A 17,984-nucleotide genomic window follows, 5' to 3' on the forward strand; every position below is an offset into this window, starting at 1 on the left:
TCAGTCGCGTACCCCGCCCTGCGAGATGACCCGGCGCCTGAGCGCCAGGATCAGTTCCACTTGACCGATCGGCAATTCCGTCGCTCGAGCGATCTCGTCCGCCGTATGCCCCGAATCAGCCAGGATCCAGATCCCCCCGAAACGGTCCGAGAGTTCCTCGGCCGCGTCGTTCGTGGGCTGAGGCTCCCCCGCCGAGAGGTTGGGGATCGCGATCAAGGTCGGGCTCGTCATCGGCTCGAACGAATGCGGCCGATCCATCCGGATCGACGAGCCATCGGCTCTGCCCTTTCGAGGTTGAGATGGAGAAGACCCCAGGGAATCCGGATTCTGGTCTTTCTCGCCGGACGGGAGCTCGAGAATGCGTCTCAGCAACTCCTCGATCGTCTTCTGGCGCGCATCGAATTCCTCGATTCGCTTCAACACACTGCTCGGGGCGAGCGCCTTGACCCGGCGTCGAAGTCGCCGGAGTGCGAAGAGGATCACGATGAGGAGGCCGCCGTTGGCCATCACCAGGCCAATCAGGACGGACTGTGCCTGCGACATGGTGCGAATCCCTCCCTGGACACCTCAAGGCTCTGGACTGATCGGGGTTCCCTGACCTGGCCCACGGACGTGTGAAGTGGCCTGGTCCGATGGATCCTCCGCCCGAGGTCTCTGCACGGTCGGCCTGTGATCGTTGGAAAGGGGAATCTTGCGGTGAGTTCGTCGTTCTCGAAAGGAGAGACGAATTCAGCCGGCATTCTCCACTTCCAGCGTTCGTGCACGACCTTTGTTCATTGTAATCGGACGATTACGCGATCATGGATCGCACAAAATGTTCGAGACCCACAAGAAGATCCGAATCTTAGCCCGTGGTCACATCCGGCGGCGTGGCCGAGAGCTTGTAAGCCTCGTAGGCGGCTTCGCTGACCTCGCGAAGGGCGACCTGGTGCGTGGCCGCAGCCCTGGCGCAGTCGTCGTGCTCGGGACTGAACGCGGGTGGACGGCCGTCGATCCAGCCAAGTTTGCCCCTGATAACGCCATACTTGGTTTCGACCTGGACCGCCTTGCGTCGGAGCTTGTGCCGGCTCACCGGGTATCGGCGGATGCCCAGCGTGGTCGTCTCGCGAAACATGATGGCCTCCAGATCGAGGATCCGAGGCTCTTCGCAGATGACGCTAAGCATCACGCCCGGCCGGTTCTTCTTCATCTGGATCGCCGTGACGAAGGCGTCGAGGGCCCCCGCCGCCATGAGTTGCTCGGTGGTGTAGCCGACGACTTCACCGGGCAGGTCGTCGAGATTCGTCTCCAGGACCCATACGCGGTCGGCGCCCGAAGGCAGTTCGATCGTGCCTACGAACAGGCGGAGGATGTTCGCCTGGGTCGGCAGGTCCTTCGTCCCCGCGCCGAGGCCGATCGACTCGATGGTCATCGCCGGGAGCGGCCCGAACCGTTCGCAGACCGTCCCGAGGATCGCGGCCCCCGTCGGTGTGGTCAACTCCATACGAACGCTCGACTCGGCCAGCGGGATTCCCTTGAGCAATTCGGCCGTCCCCGGGGCGGGCAAAGGCATCAGGCCATGCGCGGCCTTGACCGACCCGACGCCCGTGGGGACCGGACTTGACTCAAACCGCTCGACTCCGAGAGACTCGAGCCCGACCGCGGCGCCAACGATATCGACGATCGAGTCCACCGCCCCGACTTCATGGAAGTGGATCCGGTTGAGGTCGATGCCGTGGACCGCGGCCTCGGCCTCGCCCAGTCGATGGAAGATCTTCAAGGAGAGGTCACGCTGGCGAGGGGTAAGCGTGCTCTTTTCGATGAGGGCCTCGATCTGACGCAAGTAACGGTGAGATTGCTCTTCAGGCGCGAGAACCTTGGCGTGCGTGGCGCGGAAGCCGGCCCGCCGCACGGTCTCGAAGGTCAACTCACAAGGCAAGCCGAGGCTCGCGATCGCGGATAGGATGAGACCAGGCTCAACACCGGCATCAACCAGGGCTCCGAGGGTCATATCGCCGGAGATTCCGCTGAAGCAGTCGAAATATCCGATCCGCACAAGTGTCCCTTTCGTCGCCCGAGGCCGCTGGTATTCGTTTTGCAGACGGTCACTTGGTAGCCGGTCGATTGTAACCTCGACCGGCTACATCGCAAGTCCGGAATAGGCCTTGCGTCAGGCCGCCGCTGCGGTGGCGTCTCCGATGCAGAGCCCGTTCATGATATGTTTGACGGCCCTCGGTCAACGCCCAGGTTGGCGATGGTTTCGAATGTCTTCGATTCTGGTTGAATCCGAATCACATGGTCCGCGTGACGGAATTGGAGCCTTGCATGTCGTATGCCTACGATGACGGAAGCCCCGGCAGAGGTCGAGGGCTCAACCTTCGGATCATCGGTGCATTGATCCTGGCCGCCTTCGGGATCATCACCTACTTATTCCAGTCTCAGGTGAATCCCGTGACTGGGAAGCGTCAGCACGTGGCGATGAGCGTCGATCAGGAGAAGTCTCTTGGCCTCCAGGCGGCTCCCGACATGGCCCGGCAGATGGGCGGGGCCGTCGATCGCGATGACCCGAGGGCCAGGCTCGTCGCCGCCACGGGGGCCCGCCTCATCGACGCGAGCGATGCTAGCCGCAGCCCTTACGTCGGGAATTACCACTTCATCCTGCTGCGAGATCCGGAGACAATTAATGCCTTCGCGCTCCCGGGCGGCCAGGTTTTCATTACGCTCGGCCTGCTTAATAAGCTCACGAACGAGGCCCAACTCGCGGGGGTACTTGGCCACGAGATTGGACACGTCGTCAACCGCCACTCCGCCCAGCAGATGGCCAAGGGTCGACTTGGGCAACTGCTCACGATGGCCGTCGGGGTCGGGGCTAGTGATAGGGATGACGGCGGTCGCAACGCCCAGATTGTCGCCGCGATGGTCAACCAGGTGACCCAACTGAGGTTCAGTCGCGAGGACGAATCTGAGGCCGACCGCTATGGTCTGAGGTACATGGCCCAGGCTGGATTCAACCCGTCTGCGATGCTTGAGGTGATGAAAATCCTCAAGGAGGCCGCCAAAGGAAGCCACCAGCCGGAAATCCTGGCGACCCACCCCTTACCCGAGACTCGCCTCGAGGAAATCAAGGCGATACTCGACAGGACCTATCCCAACGGAATTCCGGGAAATCTCGAATTCGGCCGGCCGATCGAGCAAGGTCAAGCTGGCTCGAGGTAATCGTGGCTACCGAAAAGTAGCGCCTACATCGGTCGTTTCATGGGTGTGATGGCCGATCTCGACTTGTGTAAGAACGTTCGGGGGATCTCCGATCCAGTGCCGCTTGCAAAACCAAGCTTTCTTGGGGCCTGTGAGGTGTCCATCCTAGTCAACAGTTGTCGAAGATTTTTTAAGATGGTGTTGAATTTGGCACGAAATGCGGAAAAGATCTTATAAAGTAAAAAGGTTGACGCGTAGAATACATTTCATCCACCCGGGCATCGGTATAAATTGGATATTCATACCCTCCCGAGTTTGAAATAAGCGAGCCATTGGCCTTAGTAAGATAATCCCGCCATCTTAATCCTGTCAGTCATTAAATATGCCCACGTAAGATCCAATGCGAGTCATCTCGCTCCGGTAAAACCTGGCGCCGGCGTTTAGCCTCCTTCCGCTCAATACGCGGAGTTTCATCGATAACCTCTTTTGCTCGGGTTCCGTTTTCTGCAACGGTCCCGATCCCACCGTTTGTTGTCTCCATGTCAAGTTTTGCTTGCATCGAGCCCGTTTAGCATCCACTCGATCCCATGTCATACCGAACGAGTCTTTCTTGGAGTTCTCCCATGCGCAACGCGAGCCTGCGACGGTGCGGCTTCACGTTGATTGAATTACTCGTTGTCATTACCGTGATTGGTGCACTGATTGCTCTATTGCTCCCCGCAGTGCAAGCGGCTCGTGAGGCGGCCAGGCGCGTCCACTGTGTTAACAACCTCAAACAGATCAACATCGGGCTTCAGAACTATGAGTCGACGAATCGTTCATTCCCTCCTGGCGCCATAACTTATCAGGAGACCCCGCTCGACTGTACCCAGGCACGGCGCGGGCATAGTCTCTTCACGATGCTGCTGCCGGAGCTCGAGCAGGGCCCGACCTACAACGCCATAAATTTCAGCTTCGCCGCCGTCGGGATGCAGGGTTCGTACAACGCCGGGGCTATTAATAATACCGCCTTCTCGACCCGAATCTCGGCTTACATTTGTCCTTCCGACTTCAACCAGCTCCCGTACTCGAGCAAGCTACAAAATCCGAGCGGCGAGTCGTACAACGCTTACACCCAGGGTTCCTACGCGGGAATGGTGGGGACTGTCGATATTTTCCGCTGGTGGTGCGGCTGCCCCGCGACCTACCGCGATGGCTTCATCTGCGTCGGCCAGGTTGAACTCAAGCCGGACGGGGCCTTCGGCTACAACTTCTCGTTTCCCCAGGTTGCGTTCACGGACGGGTTGAGTCAAACGATCTTGATCGGCGAGTTCTCTCGCTTTCGCAACGACCCCGACCGGATCTTCAACCAGTGGAATAGCGCCCTCTATTATAACTCGGGTATGACCGGTGTGACTCGGCCCCAAGGCCTGGCAACCTCCGTTCCCACTATCAATCAGAACCTCCGTGTCCCCGATTACTCCTGGAACAATCCGGTCACCTGGAAGAACGACCCGCAGAATCGGACCATGGGCCAATTCGGATTCCGAAGCCAGCATCCGAATGGGGCGAATTTCGGATTCGGAGATGGTTCGGTTCGCTTCATCAAGCAGGAAATCTCTCAGAAACTCTACTGGTCATTGAGCACAAGGGCCGGCGCCGAGGTCATTAGCAGTGATTCATTCTAATCGCAGCCATGTTATGACCCTCGCCCGATCGCGTCCTATTGTGACCTGGTTTGCATATAAGAGATAATATTAAATTTTGATTTGTCGATTTTCCGTCAGTCGGCCCAACCCTCCCTTCGCAGAGAGAGGGGCCTCAATCCCTCCGCTCGACCTCGCCGCCTACCCTCCCTTCCATTGATTTCCTCCCCTTCTTGATTACGCTATGATTCAAGATGGGATTAGGCAGACAGGGGTCCCGGGATTGCTTGCATCCAATCTCTGGCGTTAGCCCCTTCGTTTCGTCAGCATCAATGATTCACGGGTCGTGACGTCTTTTAAACCGAGGGTTCGGTCGATCCTGTGTCGCGGCGAGTGGGTCGAATGCGTTGATGAGGAGCGAGTCGTTGGAGGATCACTCCGTCAAGCCGAAGCGTATTGTCGTCGTGGGGGGAGGGCTCTCCGGCCTGACCGCTGCGCACAGGCTTTCCCAGCATATGGGCGGCTCCTATCCTCCCTTCGAAATCATCGTCCTGGAGGCCAAGGACCGTGTCGGCGGCGCGATCTGGACCCGGCGCGAGGGCGGATTCACTCTGGAAGGCGGGGCCGACTCGTTCATCACGAATAAACCCTGGGGGGTCGACCTCTGCCGAGAACTGGGGCTGTCCGATCGTCTGATCGGGACCGACTCTCGACATCGCCGCTCTTTCGTAGTAAGGCAGGGGAAGCTGTGCCCCGTGCCGGAAGGCTTCGTGCTCATGGCGCCCCACCGTTTGGGCCCATTGTTGACGTCGCCGATCCTCTCGTGGCGCGGCAAGATGCGGATGCTCTTCGACCTCGTGATTCCGAGGAAGGGAGACGACGGCGATGAAAGCCTCGCCACGTTCGTGAAGCGCCGATTCGGCCGCGAGGCCCTCGACCGCCTGATCCAGCCGCTGGTCGGGGGAATTTACACCGCCGATCCCAACGAGCTGAGCCTCAAGGCGACCCTACCCCAGTTCCTCAGAATGGAGCAGGAGCACGGTAGCCTCATTCGAGCTGCGTTCCGGCAAAGTCGCGAAGCCCGCTCGGCCGAGAAGAATTCGTCGGGGGCTCGCTATGGTCTCTTCGTCTCGCTGGATGAAGGAATGGAGACGCTTCCGAGAGAACTCGTAGCGGCGCTCCCCAGAGGTACGGTCCGCACAAATTCTCCCGTGCGGCGGATTAGCCGGACGGACCCGATCTCGCCGTGGAGGGTCGAGCTGCTCGACGGCGACCCGATCATGGCCCACGTCGTGATCCTGACCACGGAAGCCCATGCCTCGGCCAGGCTGATCGACGGCTATGATCCTGCCCTGGCGCTCCAACTGCGATCGATCCCCTACGCGTCTTCGGCAATCGTGAATTTCGCATTCCGTCGCGACCAGGTTTCGCACCCGATGGATGGCTTCGGCGCGGTGGTGCCTGCGGTCGAAGGTCGCAACATCCTTGCGATTTCCTTCCTCAGCGTGAAATTCCCCTCCAGGGCCCCCGAGGGGAGTGTCCTGATGCGGGTCTTCCTCGGCGGGGCGACGCAGCCGGAACTCTTCGATCGGGAGGACGACGAACTCGTCGCCATCGCCCGGACGGAACTCGGGGAACTCCTCGGCGTCAAGGGGGAACCTCTGCTGGTCGAAGTCGGCCGACACTCTCGCGCGATGCCTCAATACACGCTTGGGCACACCGACCGCGTGTCGGCGATCCGCGAACAACTCGCGAAGCATTCCTGCTTGGCCCTGGCCGGCAACGCCTTCGATGGCGTCGGCATTCCCGACTGCATTCGCGGGGCACGCATCGCGGCCGACTCCGCGCTGGCGGCTCTCCTGGCTTCCGCCAACACGGCCGCCGCCTGAGAGTCACTGCTCCCTGCTTCGTCGCCGAGTCGATGCGACGCCATCTGTCGCGAGGACTCTCGAATGGCGAGTTCATCGCCATTTCATGCCCGGGCCAATCCCCAAACGACCTCGGTCCAAAACCATCGATTGTATAACTGAAGCCATTTGTCGAGGTTGCGACGTGGACAAGTCACCCCCGAAGGATGACTTGCGACTTGCCACGCCTTCTTTCCTGCCTGTAATATCCAAGGCCTAACCGCGCTTGAAGATGGGTAAGTACGCGAGCGCAAGGCACTCCCTCGTGGTCATGGGAGGACGCCTTTCGATGACGGCCAGAGAGACGAACGTGGAGGCTCCTTTCCATGACGGCGGAACACGGCGGATCGATCGTCAGTATGCTCACGGAAAACCGGGTTTTTCCTCCCCCGCCAGAGTTCTCCCGCAAGTCTCACATTTCCTCACTCGCCCAGTACGAGGAACTTTGGAATCGAGCCAAGGATGACCCCGAAGGATTCTGGGGTGAGATGGCCCAGACGCTCCGGTGGTCGAAACCCTGGACCAAGGTCCTCGACTGGCAACCCCCGTTCGCCAAGTGGTTCGTCGACGCGACGATCAACGTCTCGGACAACTGCGTCGATCGCCATTGCGAAGGGCCGAACAAGAACAAGGCGGCGATCATCTGGGAGGGTGAGCCCGGCGAACGCAGGGTACTCCGCTACCAGGACCTTCAACGCGAGGTCTCCCAGTTCGCGAATGTCCTCAAGAACCTTGGCGTTCAGAAGGGGGACGTCGTCGCGGTCTACATGCCGATGGTCCCCGAGTTGGCCATCGCCCTGCTCGCTTGCGCCAGGATCGGGGCCCCGCATACGGTGATCTTCGGTGGCTTCAGCGCCGAGGCCCTCGCGGGCCGCATCCAGGACTGCAAGGCGAAGGTGCTCGTCACGGCTGACGGCGGATATCGACGCGGCAAGGTTGTCCCCCTGAAGGACAACGCCGACGGCGCGGCGGCCCTCTGCCCGACACTCGAGAGCGTCGTGGTCTACCAGCGCACGGGGCATGACATCCCGATGACCTCGGGACGCGACCACTGGTGGCACGACCTTGCCGCCAAGGCCTCGACCGTCTGCAAGCCGGAGCCGCTTGATAGTGAGCACCCCCTCTACATCCTCTACACGTCCGGGTCGACCGGGAAGCCGAAGGGCATCCTACACACGACGGGCGGCTACCTGCTCGGCGCGTCGCTGACGACGAAGTGGGTCTTCGACCTCCACGAGGACGACACCTACTTCTGCACGGCCGACATCGGCTGGGTGACGGGGCACTCCTACCTCGTCTATGGTCCGCTCGCCAACGGCGCGACTTGCGTGATGTACGAGGGGGCCCCGAACTGGCCGGATGAAGGGCGATTCTGGAAGATCATCGAGGATTACAAGGTTACGATCCTCTACACCGCCCCCACCGCGATCCGCGCCTTCATGAAGTGGGGCGAGGAGTTCCCGAAGAAGTACGACCTATCCAGCCTTCGGCTGCTCGGGAGCGTCGGGGAGCCGATCAACCCCGAGGCCTGGATGTGGTACCACCGCGTAATCGGCGGCGAGCGCTGTCCGATCGTCGACACCTGGTGGCAGACCGAGACGGGCTCGATCATGATCGCCCCGATGCCCGGCGCGACGCCCACGATCCCTGGCTCGGCCACCCGACCCCTGCCCGGCATTGTGCCCGAGATCGTGACCAAAGATGGAGCCCCCGTCGGCGATAACCAGGGGGGCTTTCTCGTCATCAAGCAGCCCTGGCCGGCGATGCTCCGAACTCTGTACAATGACGACGAGCGGTACGCGACTCAGTACTGGGGCGAGATCCCCGGCTGCTACTTCACCGGCGATGGAGCCCGTCGCGACGATCACGGCAACTACTGGATCCTCGGCCGCGTCGATGATGTCCTCAATGTGGCGGGCCACCGGCTCTCCACTATGGAAGTCGAGAGCGCGCTCGTGAGCCATCCCAAGGTCGCCGAGGCGGCTGTCGTCGGACGCCCCGACGATTTGCGTGGTCAGGCGATCGCCGCGTTTATCACGCTCGAAACGGGTCAGGCACCGACCGATGCTCTCAAGTCGGAACTCCGCAACCACGTCGTGAAGGAGATCGGGGCCCTCGCCCGTCCGGATGACATCCGCTTCACGGATTCGCTCCCCAAGACTCGGAGCGGCAAGATCATGCGGCGTCTTCTGCGAGACATCGCCGCCGGCCGAGAGAGCAGCGGCGATACCTCGACCCTCGAAGACTTGAGCGTCGTCGCCAAGCTCCGCGAAGACGACGAAGTCTGAGTGTAGCCACGCACTTCCTGTGCAAAACAAGCCGTCGCGAGATCATGACCCATGATCTCGCGACGGCTTTTCTATTGAACTTGGTGCGCCAATATCCCAATTCGAAAACAGAAACCGCCTGGTGGTTGTCTATCGCCTCAAGCGAGGAAGACGTCCATCAGGCGGCAACTTCGATCAACCCACCCACCGGCGAGCCATCGGCTCGACCTGGTTGAATCAGATGGGGTAGAGGTTCTTCAACTCGGCGCGAGCCTTGGCGCTGCCCTTGGAGGCCTTGATCAACGGGAAGGTCTGGAGCTTACCGTCGACCTCGAGGGTCAGGATGCCCGTGCGGATGACCGAGGTGGCGACTCGCACGTAGCGGGTCGTGCCGTTCGGCAGCCAGACGTGGATGCGCTGAAGATTCGGCTGCCAGGTGCGGCGGCTAACGCCGGTGGTCTTCTTACCAACGCCGCCGAGGTACTTCGCCTTACCACGCGTCGTGACGTGGTTGCCGAACGATGTCTTCTTGCCGCTAACTTCGCACTCGCGTCCCATGACCAACTCGCTCCCACAAATTTCGGCGTGAAATTAGATTGCCTGCTAGGCCGGCGGGTTATGCGGCGTTCTGCCCTGGATCTTGCCGCAATCCTCGGCCAGGTCGCAAACCTTGTGCGGTGGCGTCGCCAGCTTGCAGTGAGGGCAGACATTCAGAGCGGGAGCAACCGAAATGTCGTGGCTCCTATGCATACCTTAACAAGACAACGACTTCCGTCTTTTCGGTACGGCCACGGCGGGCACAGCCTGAAATCTAATCTGTCACGCAGTCACTGAGAAAGAAAACCATTATCCGGATCCTCCCTCTAATTTCAAGATCGGCCCTGAGCGAACATGCCGATTTTTTCGTCGAAAGTCAGCCCGAATTCCCCAAGCCTGAAGTCAATCAAAGTAATCTTAAGTCAAACCCTAAAAGGACGTTACAGTAATTCGGCATCTGCTAAGACGTACGTTTCGAGCATCGGCGTTTCGCCGACTCAACAAATACCTCTTCTTCCCACCTGGCTTGACTTGGCCATCTCTAAATCCAGATCTCGCAAAATTCAATCCGTTTCAAGACTCCGGAGATTCGCTTCGATGAAACAGCCGGGTACGATGTGACCGCTACCGATCGATCAGAAATACGTCAGGTCCCGGCACGAGTTGATCGACAGAGACCGAGGGAGAGTCTGCGTGGCAAGTTCGAGCCTCCGTTGGGGATTCATTGGCGCGGGAAAGATGGCAACGGCCTTGATCCGGGGGATGCTGCGAGCCGGCACGACCTCGCCCGAGTTCGTCTTCGCGAGCGACCCGAACGGCGCGGCTCGATCGAGCCTCGCGGCAGAGACGGGCGCGACGGTGCTCGAGACGAACGAAGCCGTCGTCCGACAATCCGAGGTCATCGTCCTGGCTGTGAAGCCCCAGAGCATGGCCGGGGTACTCAAGGACATCCGCGAGTTCGTCACGGAAGATCACCTGATCATCTCGATCGCCGCGGGCATCTCCCTGGCGACGATCGGGACAGGGCTTGGACCGGACCGCAGACTCTCGCGAGTGATGCCCAACACCCCTGCTCTCGTCGGCGAAGGGGCCTCAGGCTTCTGCCTCGGAGCCCACGCGCTCCCGTCCGACGAGGCCGTCGTTAGGTCGTGCGTCGAGGCCGTCGGAATCGCCTTCTCCGTGCCCGAGTCGCTGATCGATGCGGTGACGGCCCTCTCGGGCAGTGGGCCGGCCTTCGTCTACATGATGATCGAGGCGCTCTCGGACGGCGGGGTCCGCGTAGGGCTTCCCCGAGACGTGGCGACGGCCCTGGCGGCCCAGACCGTGCTCGGCTCGGCGCGAATGGTCCTGGAGACCGGCCTTCATACGGGTACGCTCAAGGATCAGGTCACCAGCCCGGGGGGCACGACGATCGCCGGCGTCCACGCCCTCGAGAGAGGCGGTATGCGGGCGGCTTTCATCGACGCGGTGGAGGCGGCCAATCGTCGCGCGGTGGAACTCGCGAACCCGCAAGGGACCATGCCAGGCCGGGAGGCTAAAGGATGAGGCTCGGGGTCATCTCCGACATCCACGGCGACTTCTCTTCGTTGGAGAAGGCGTGGAGTCATCTCCACCGCCTCAAGGTTGATCGCGTCGTCTGCGCGGGGGACCTCGTCGACTATGGCCCGGAACCGGACCGCGTCGTCGAGTTCCTGACTCATCACAACATTGTCGCGGTCCGAGGAAACCACGACCGCTGGGCCCTCCGCCGAGGCCCGAACGGCATCGACGAGTTCGGGGGAGCCACTCCGAATCAGGCCAGCTTGGACGCCCTTGGTCGCCTGCCACCGTACGCCCTGATCTCCGAGATGAGACATGTCAGCGTCATCGTCCACGGCTCACCCCATAGCGACATGGAGTTCGTCCAGCCCTATAGCCATTCCGCGGCCCAGCTCGAGGACTATCTCCAGCAACTCAGTGCCGACATCCTCATCTATGGCCACACCCACGAGCCAGCCTGGTATCGCTGCGAGAAAGGTCTGGTGATGAATCCGGGCTCGATCGCCTCGTTGCCGACGGTTGAATCATCGCGCTCGTTCGCCATCATCGACATGGACGCGCATACGGTGACGTTCCATGCGGTTGAGACGGGCGAAGAATTCGAGGTCCAGCCCTGGCCGGTCGACGAGGCCTAGGAGTCTGACTGACCCGGCCCTCTCGACCTTGCTATTCAATTCTGAAACTTGCGAACGGCCCTACGAGAAAAGTTGGCGGCTGACACGGTGCGACGGAACGACTCATGTGGTAGACTGACGTTTTGGTTCGTACCGAGCCTGACTTTCTCGTGGGGAATGCTGAGTTCATGGAGAGCCCCGGCCTAGAGGATCGTCCGGTCCTCGTCTTCGACTACGGTTCGCAATACGTCAAGTTGATCGCACGCCGGGTTCGCGAACGTCATGCGTTCGCCCGCGTTGTACGCCATGACCTCAGCGCGAAACGAGCACGCGAGCTCAATCCCCTGGCGATCATCCTCTCGGGCGGCCCTTCGAGCGTCTACGAGGAAGGCGCACCCCAGTGCGATCCCGGCCTCTTCGACCTCGGCGTCCCCGTGCTCGGCGTCTGCTACGGGATGCAACTCGCCTGTCGCGCCCTCGGCGGCACGGTGCAGTCGAGCCCCGCTCGCGAATATGGCCGGGCCGATTGCCACATCCTCGACTCCAAGGAGCCCCTCTTCCACGAGGTCCCCGAGTCGACGACAGTCTGGATGAGCCACGGCGATCAGGTCAAGGAGGCCGGCTCGGAGTTCATCCCGCTCGCCACGACGGCGACCTGCTCGGTGGCCGCGGTCAAGCACCGGACACGCCCGATCTACGGGCTCCAGTTCCATCCCGAGGTTGCCCATACGCCCTACGGCACTCTGATCCTGGGCAATTTCCTCGATCGCATCTGCGGTAGCCCGAAGTCCTGGACGATGAGCGCATTCCTCGAACGCTCGATCCAGGACGTTCGTCGCCAGGTCGGTGAGAACGACCGGGTCGTCTGCGGACTGTCCGGGGGCGTCGACTCTGCCGTCGCGGCAGGGGTGATCGCCAAGGCGATCGGGCCTCGGCTCGTCTGCGTCTTCGTCGACAACGGGTTGCTGCGGGCCGGGGAGCGTGATTCGGTCGCGGAAGCCTTCGGTAAGCATTCCGACGCCGAGCTACGCGTCGTCGATGCGTCCGGACGCTTCCTTAAGGAGCTCAACGGCGTATCGGATCCCCAGGAAAAGCGGATCAGGATTGGTCATACGTTCGTGGACGTTTTCCGCGACGAGGCCAAGTCGATCCCGAACGCCAAATATCTCGCACAGGGCACCTTGTATCCGGACGTGATTGAGAGCGGTGGCGACAAGGACGGCCCGGCGGCGACGATCAAGCACCACCATAATGTCGGAGGCCTGCCGGCCGAACTCGGCTTCGAGTTGATCGAGCCGCTTCGCGACCTCTTCAAGGACGAGGTGCGACGCCTCGGCCTGGAGCTTGGCCTGCCCGACTCGATCGTTTGGCGACATCCGTTCCCCGGCCCCGGCCTGGCCGTTCGCTGCCTCGGGCCCGTGAGCCACGACAGGCTCGAAATTCTCCGACAGGCTGACGCGATCTTCCTCGACGAAATCCGGCGAGCGGGGCTCGAACGGCAGATCGCCCAGGCATTCGCGGTCCTGCTCCCCGTCAGCTCGGTCGGCGTCATGGGGGACGGCCGTACTTACGAAAATGCCGTCGCATTGCGAGCCGTCGAGACCGACGACTTCATGACGGCCGATTGGTCGCGCATCCCCCACGAGCTTCTCGCCCGGGCCTCGACGCGGATCATCAACAGTGTCAAGGGGATCAACCGGGTCGTCTACGACGTCACCAGCAAGCCTCCGGGCACGATTGAGTGGGAATGAGAGCGGACCCGATCGCATGAAGGCCCCGGCCTGCTCGGTCGCGGGCCTTCAGTCGCGGATCAAGGTCGGCCTCGGATCGCCACGACTGTCGGTTGCTGGGACTTGGATCTCGCTTATCGCAGAATTCTGGGATATCGTACGCCGGGGTCATCGTTTCTCGATTGGGAGAAGTTTCGATGCAAGCGTCGCGGATCCGGATGCTCGGCTGGACGTTCCTGTTCATCCTCTCGACCGCCGCCGGTGCCCAGGCGGAAACCAGGACGATCGCTCGTTGCGGCGAGGGGTTCCTCGAAGAGGTGGATGGCTACAAGGTCCTCCACGTCAAAGGGACCCCTTACGAGATGGGCTTCCAGCAAGGCACCTTGCTGAAGGACGACATCCGGGAGAACGTCCGCTTCCTCTTCGACGTCAAGGCCAAGGAGCTCAAGGCCGAGCTTGGCGGCGTCCAACTCCTCAATCCGAAGCGGGCGATCGGCGGCATCGCCGCCCGCCAGCGCAAGTTCACCCCGGCTCGTTTCTACGAGGAATTGAAGGGCGTCGCCGACGGTTCGGGACTCCCTGTCCAGGACGTGGTCGACGCGAACTTCATCCCCGAAATGTTCCACTGCTCGGGCTTCGCGATCAGCGGATCGGCGACCAAGGACGGGACCCTCTACCACGGCCGGATCCTCGATTACGGCTGTGACTGGAAGCTCCAGGACCACGCCGTGCTGACGATCGCCGAGCCCACCGGCAAGATACCGTTCGTCAACGTCACCTACGCCGGCTTCATCGGGTCCGTCACCGGATTGAACGCGGAGAAGGTGTCGATCGGCGAGATGGGCGGTCGTGGCCTAGGGCACTGGGACGGCATCCCCATGGCCTTCCTCGTCCGAATGGCCCTCGAGGATTCGCGCAGTCTTGACGAGGCGATCACCACGTTTCGCGATAATCCTCGCACTTGCGAATACTATTACGTGATCGCCGATGGCGAGACCGGCAAGGCGGTCGGGATGGAGGCGTCCTGGAACGTTTTCACCGTCATCGGCATGGGCGAGTCGAACCCGAAGCTGCCGGAACCCGTGAAGGATGCGGTCCTGCTTTCGGCTGGCGACCGCTACCAGGAACTAGTCAAGCGCGTGAAGGCGGGCGTTGGGACCTTCGACGCCGACGCCGCCCGCAAGCTCATGGATCGCCCGGTGGCGATGAAGTCGAACCTGCACAGCGTGCTCTTCGAGTCGAAGTCCACGCGACTCTGGGTGGCTAACGCCTCCAAGGATGGCGAGCCCGCCGTGACCCAGCCGTTCCACGCCTTCACGTTCAGCGAACTCCTCAAGCATCGCCCCGACTCGTCGGCCCCCTCGCTGACCCCGCCCCCTGCCCAACCGAAGACGACGGCCGATGCGGTGTCCGTGCGAGAGTGAGCCTCACGCCGATTTCAAACCATGCGAAACATCGCGAGTCGGGTCGTTTCGGACCCGACTCGTCCCGCTTTTTGACCACGTCTCAGGGCCTCCGCGATCACTCCGCCCGCATGATGCTCCACACGATCCAGAGGCCCAGGACCATGGCGACCACGAATCCCGTCAGGCCCATCGTCAAGGCGCCGCCCCGATAGACGAGCGCACTGCCCACGATCAGCCCGGCGATCACGAGGGCGACCGCCATAACATTCGCGGCCCGGATGAGTTGCTTCACCAGGGCTTCGAAGTGCTGGAGGTCGAAGTGGACCGTCAACTCCCCCCGCTTGATCGACTCGAGTGACTGGCCGAGGACCTCGGGAAGCATCATGGCGATGCGCTGGAGGTCCTCCGCGGTTCGGATTCCGGTCGCGACCAGGCGCGTGGGGTGGAATCGATGGAGTGCGAGTCGCTGGAGCATCGGATAGAGTTCCGAGCCGATGTCGAAATGAGGATCCAGGGCCCTCCCCACGCTCTCGATGGTGACGAGCGATCGGATCAGCAACACCAGGTCGGGCGGGATGTGCAGATGATGGAGCCGGATGAATGAGATCAACTCGTGGAGCAAGACACCCAGATCGATCGTGTCGAGGGTGAGTTCTGAATAGGACAGGATGAGTTCTGCGGCGTCTCGCCGCAACGAAGGGTCGACGTGGTCGCCGCGGATGTCGAGGGCATTCAAGGCTCGCAGGACTCGGTCCGTGTCCTCGGAGAGCAGCCCGCCCAGGAGGTCGCCGATGCGCTCCCGGGTCCGAGAATCAAGTTGGCCAAACATCCCGTAATCCAGCGGCGCCACGATGCCGCCGGGCAGGACTCGCAGGTTTCCCGGGTGGGGATCTGCATGGAAGAATCCAAATTCGAAGATCTGCTTCAACAGGATCCGGGCGCCGCGGATCGCGACGTCGGCCGGCCGGATGCCCATCGCCTTCAGCCCGGAGATGTCGTCGACGCCGACACCGCCGATGAACTCCATGGCGATCACGCGGGCCGAAGAATATTCGGGGAGGACGAACGGGATGTGTGCGGTCGGGTCGCCAGCGAACTGCGCCCGGCAACGGACCATCGTCCGCTTCTCGACGTTGAAGTCGAGCTCACGCTTGAGCGTCCGCTCGAACTCCCTGGCCAGTGTCACGGGCCCGTAAACCTGCAGGAATGGGAGTCGTCGCTCGGCGAGTTGGGCCAGGTTATTCAGGATGTCGAGGTCGGCCTGCACGGTCTTCTCGATCCCTGGTCGACGGATTTTCAAGGCGATGATCCGTCCGTCGAGGAGCCGAGCCTGATGCACCTGCGAGATCGAGGCGGAGGCGACGGGGACGGGGTCAATCGAGGCGAAGATCTCGGAGAGTGGCCTTTTGTACTCCTCGTCGAGGATGACCACGGCCTCCTCGAACGGGAATGGCCGGACATCGTCGCGGAGCGCGGCGAGCTCGGTTGTATAAGGCTCAGGCAGGAGGTCAGGCCGCGTGCTGAGGAGCTGCCCGAGCTTGACGAAGGTCGGGCCCAGATCTTCGCAGACGAGCCTGAGGCGGCGGGCCCGGTCCTGGGGCGGCACGTCATCGCCGAGGGCGACCCGCTCGAGAGGTCGCACGATCCCTTCCAGGTGGAGGGCGGAGACGACATCCTGGTAGCCATAGCGTACGAGCGTCGCCAGGATCTGGCGGTAGCGTGGGAGGTCTCTGAGATGGCCGACGGTTTCTCGAATCAAAGGATCAATCGTCTCAAAGGCTGAAACGGGGAGGAAATTTCAGCTCAGGTTACACTCCCGCAGGGGCTGACTCAATCGAGGCGAGATCGGGAGGTCCGCATCTCGCCCTTGCCAAATCGCACCACTTGAGTTAACGTGTAATCTCTAATCTACAGTGCTGCAAGGCATTGGGAGCAGGGAACCTTTCATGCCGATTCAGGATCAAGTCTCCGTCCGCCCGTTGGATTCCGCCGACGATCTCGATGAGGCTCGTGTCGAAGCCATCGGGTATATCTTTCACGGAACCGTGCCAAAGCCCGACGCGAAGCGAGGCGCCGTGAAGGCGGGGACCAACATTCTCCACTTCGCTCGCTGCGCAAAGCTCGATAAGGCCGGGGACGGAGAAGCCAAAATCTGGTTCCGCACGATCTACGTCGCGAAAGAACATCTCGACGAGGCCGTGGGTGCCAACCGTTGGAAATGGTGCAAAATCTGCGAGCGTGAGATCACGCAGAAGATCATCAACGAGCGCTGAACCTCGTCAGTGCGGAAGACAGCAACGAACTCCGGACGCGCGAGGAAGGCGACGGTAATGTCGTCCTCTCCCGCCTTCGGAGTTCATCACATTCCCCGACGCGTCGTAAAATCGACTCTCGCCGAAATCCTCCTGCGAAGCTTCAGCGCGTTCAAGGCTCAGTCTGCCTGACAGTAGGCTTGGGCCGTGGCTTCGAGGAGTAATTTCATCTCGAGGCGTTGAATCCGGCGTGCAAGTTTCGCGACCTCGGGTCGCGGACGGCCGTCGCCGCAGAACTCGATCATCGCTGAGGAATTCCAGTCATTCCCGGCGATGAGTTTGCGCGCACTCACCGGCTGGCTTGAACCTTCGATCAACGCGGCGGCCTCCTCGGCTAGTTCGCGCTGGACGGGATGTCGGCCCACGCGACGGAACCAGTACGACGCATTCCCCGCGTCCGGCTCGCGTCGATGCGCGATGGCATGCCAGTACGCTGAGAAGGGACGCTCACCGAGGTCGTCGGCCTGTTGAGCCGCCTCGTGACTGGACTCCCAGTGGTCGAAGACTTGCAGCAGTCCGGCCGACAGTGCGAGCCTGTGAGGCCTCGGTACATTCGGCAGGATCTTGGCCCAGGCCGACTCAATGAGGAATGGCTTGAGTGCTGCATGCTTCGCTGCACCAGTCACCAATGGCGGGCCTTCCGAATCTGCATCGCCGAGGGCCTGAAACCCGAGAGTGATGACCAGATCCGCGGGGCTGATATCCAACGCCTCTGCGACGGCCGCCAGGTTACCGATAGACACCAGTTGATCCAGGACGGACTCAAGTGCCACCCCGTTAGAATGGAGGTGTGGCTTACTCTCGCGGATCTCGATCAACGCCCAATCGCTCTTCATCCCCGTCGCCCTCGAGTGTGCCATGCGTTGCGAAGGT

Annotated in this window: 15 protein-coding genes; 9 read left to right on the forward strand and 6 right to left on the reverse strand. The window is 61.6% G+C overall.

The annotated features are described in order from the left end of the window. On the reverse strand, positions 1 to 543 hold the full coding sequence (locus ACOYYX_RS29880; RefSeq protein WP_422926356.1) for a hypothetical protein: 543 nt from the start codon (positions 541 to 543) through the stop codon (positions 1 to 3). A 301-nt stretch (positions 544 to 844) separates the two neighbouring features. Further along, entirely contained in the window at positions 845 to 1,990 is a 1,146-nt protein-coding gene (gene larC / locus ACOYYX_RS29885; protein ID WP_422931678.1) for a nickel pincer cofactor biosynthesis protein LarC, read from the reverse strand. A 314-nt stretch (positions 1,991 to 2,304) separates the two neighbouring features. Between larC and ACOYYX_RS29890 the strand changes: the two genes are divergently transcribed. The 4 genes from ACOYYX_RS29890 to acs all read left to right on the forward strand — a co-directional run bounded on the left by ACOYYX_RS29890 (position 2,305) and on the right by acs (position 8,994). Beyond that, a complete protein-coding gene (locus ACOYYX_RS29890) occupies positions 2,305 to 3,195 on the forward strand; it encodes a M48 family metalloprotease (RefSeq protein ID WP_422926357.1) in 891 nt (296 codons plus the stop codon). Positions 3,196 to 3,797: 602 nt separating this feature from the next. Further along, complete coding sequence (locus ACOYYX_RS29895; protein ID WP_422926358.1) at positions 3,798 to 4,841, forward strand: DUF1559 domain-containing protein; 1,044 nt, start codon at positions 3,798 to 3,800, stop codon at positions 4,839 to 4,841. A gap of 383 nt (positions 4,842 to 5,224) precedes the next feature. Further along, positions 5,225 to 6,688 (forward strand): protoporphyrinogen oxidase, encoded by a 1,464-nt coding sequence (hemG, locus tag ACOYYX_RS29900; RefSeq protein ID WP_422926359.1) that lies wholly within the window; start codon positions 5,225 to 5,227, stop codon positions 6,686 to 6,688. 344 nt (positions 6,689 to 7,032) lie between these two features. Further along, positions 7,033 to 8,994 (forward strand): acetate--CoA ligase, encoded by a 1,962-nt coding sequence (gene acs, locus ACOYYX_RS29905; RefSeq protein WP_422926360.1) that lies wholly within the window; start codon positions 7,033 to 7,035, stop codon positions 8,992 to 8,994. A gap of 216 nt (positions 8,995 to 9,210) precedes the next feature. Here acs and rpmB read toward each other — a convergent pair whose 3' ends face one another. Both rpmB and rpmF read right to left on the reverse strand, forming a co-directional pair. Further along, positions 9,211 to 9,531 carry a 50S ribosomal protein L28 gene (gene rpmB / locus ACOYYX_RS29910; protein WP_422926361.1) on the reverse strand — a complete coding sequence of 107 codons (321 nt, stop codon included), beginning with the start codon at positions 9,529 to 9,531 and terminating at the stop codon, positions 9,211 to 9,213. A 45-nt stretch (positions 9,532 to 9,576) separates the two neighbouring features. Further along, on the reverse strand, positions 9,577 to 9,723 hold the full coding sequence (gene rpmF / locus ACOYYX_RS29915) for a 50S ribosomal protein L32 (protein ID WP_422926362.1): 147 nt from the start codon (positions 9,721 to 9,723) through the stop codon (positions 9,577 to 9,579). 525 nt (positions 9,724 to 10,248) lie between these two features. Here rpmF and proC point away from each other — a divergent pair. The 4 genes from proC (at position 10,249) to ACOYYX_RS29935 (ending at position 14,817) form a co-directional block, all read left to right on the forward strand. Then, positions 10,249 to 11,055 (forward strand): pyrroline-5-carboxylate reductase, encoded by an 807-nt coding sequence (proC, locus tag ACOYYX_RS29920; protein ID WP_422931679.1) that lies wholly within the window; start codon positions 10,249 to 10,251, stop codon positions 11,053 to 11,055. Continuing rightward, entirely contained in the window at positions 11,052 to 11,684 is a 633-nt protein-coding gene (locus tag ACOYYX_RS29925; RefSeq protein ID WP_422926363.1) for a metallophosphoesterase family protein, read from the forward strand. Before proC ends, ACOYYX_RS29925 begins: the two co-directional genes overlap by 4 nt. Before the next feature lie 167 nt (positions 11,685 to 11,851). Continuing rightward, positions 11,852 to 13,414, forward strand: coding sequence for a glutamine-hydrolyzing GMP synthase (gene guaA / locus ACOYYX_RS29930; protein WP_422926364.1), 1,563 nt, complete (start codon positions 11,852 to 11,854; stop codon positions 13,412 to 13,414). A 176-nt stretch (positions 13,415 to 13,590) separates the two neighbouring features. Beyond that, positions 13,591 to 14,817 carry a C45 family autoproteolytic acyltransferase/hydolase gene (locus ACOYYX_RS29935; RefSeq protein ID WP_422926365.1) on the forward strand — a complete coding sequence of 409 codons (1,227 nt, stop codon included), beginning with the start codon at positions 13,591 to 13,593 and terminating at the stop codon, positions 14,815 to 14,817. Between the two features lie 97 nt (positions 14,818 to 14,914). On the opposite strand, the gene ACOYYX_RS29940 is transcribed toward ACOYYX_RS29935, so the two are convergent. Further along, positions 14,915 to 16,558, reverse strand: coding sequence for an ABC1 kinase family protein (locus ACOYYX_RS29940; protein WP_422926366.1), 1,644 nt, complete (start codon positions 16,556 to 16,558; stop codon positions 14,915 to 14,917). A gap of 187 nt (positions 16,559 to 16,745) precedes the next feature. On the opposite strand from ACOYYX_RS29940, the gene ACOYYX_RS29945 reads away from it, so the two are divergent. Beyond that, complete coding sequence (locus tag ACOYYX_RS29945) at positions 16,746 to 17,072, forward strand: hypothetical protein (RefSeq protein ID WP_422926367.1); 327 nt, start codon at positions 16,746 to 16,748, stop codon at positions 17,070 to 17,072. A gap of 158 nt (positions 17,073 to 17,230) precedes the next feature. On the opposite strand, the gene ACOYYX_RS29950 is transcribed toward ACOYYX_RS29945, so the two are convergent. After that, complete coding sequence (locus ACOYYX_RS29950) at positions 17,231 to 17,929, reverse strand: hypothetical protein (RefSeq protein ID WP_422926368.1); 699 nt, start codon at positions 17,927 to 17,929, stop codon at positions 17,231 to 17,233. Positions 17,930 to 17,984: the final 55 nt, after the last annotated feature.

Origin of the sequence: Singulisphaera chitinilytica (assembly GCF_049331405.1) — a bacterium.
In the GTDB taxonomy this organism is placed as follows: domain Bacteria; phylum Planctomycetota; class Planctomycetia; order Isosphaerales; family Isosphaeraceae; genus PoT.

Coding starts and splice junctions, on each gene's coding strand:
- ACOYYX_RS29925 (WP_422926363.1), top strand. CDS start 11,052: ATGAGGCTCGGGGTCATCTCCGACATCCACGGCGACTTCTCTTCGTTG.
- rpmB (WP_422926361.1), bottom strand. CDS start 9,531: ATGGGACGCGAGTGCGAAGTTAGCGGCAAGAAGACATCGTTCGGCAAC.
- rpmF (WP_422926362.1), bottom strand. CDS start 9,723: ATGCATAGGAGCCACGACATTTCGGTTGCTCCCGCTCTGAATGTCTGC.
- ACOYYX_RS29945 (WP_422926367.1), top strand. CDS start 16,746: ATGCCGATTCAGGATCAAGTCTCCGTCCGCCCGTTGGATTCCGCCGAC.
- proC (WP_422931679.1), top strand. CDS start 10,249: ATGGCAACGGCCTTGATCCGGGGGATGCTGCGAGCCGGCACGACCTCG.
- ACOYYX_RS29890 (WP_422926357.1), top strand. CDS start 2,305: ATGTCGTATGCCTACGATGACGGAAGCCCCGGCAGAGGTCGAGGGCTC.
- ACOYYX_RS29880 (WP_422926356.1), bottom strand. CDS start 543: ATGTCGCAGGCACAGTCCGTCCTGATTGGCCTGGTGATGGCCAACGGC.
- ACOYYX_RS29895 (WP_422926358.1), top strand. CDS start 3,798: ATGCGCAACGCGAGCCTGCGACGGTGCGGCTTCACGTTGATTGAATTA.
- acs (WP_422926360.1), top strand. CDS start 7,033: ATGACGGCGGAACACGGCGGATCGATCGTCAGTATGCTCACGGAAAAC.
- ACOYYX_RS29935 (WP_422926365.1), top strand. CDS start 13,591: ATGCAAGCGTCGCGGATCCGGATGCTCGGCTGGACGTTCCTGTTCATC.
- larC (WP_422931678.1), bottom strand. CDS start 1,990: ATGACCCTCGGAGCCCTGGTTGATGCCGGTGTTGAGCCTGGTCTCATC.
- guaA (WP_422926364.1), top strand. CDS start 11,852: ATGGAGAGCCCCGGCCTAGAGGATCGTCCGGTCCTCGTCTTCGACTAC.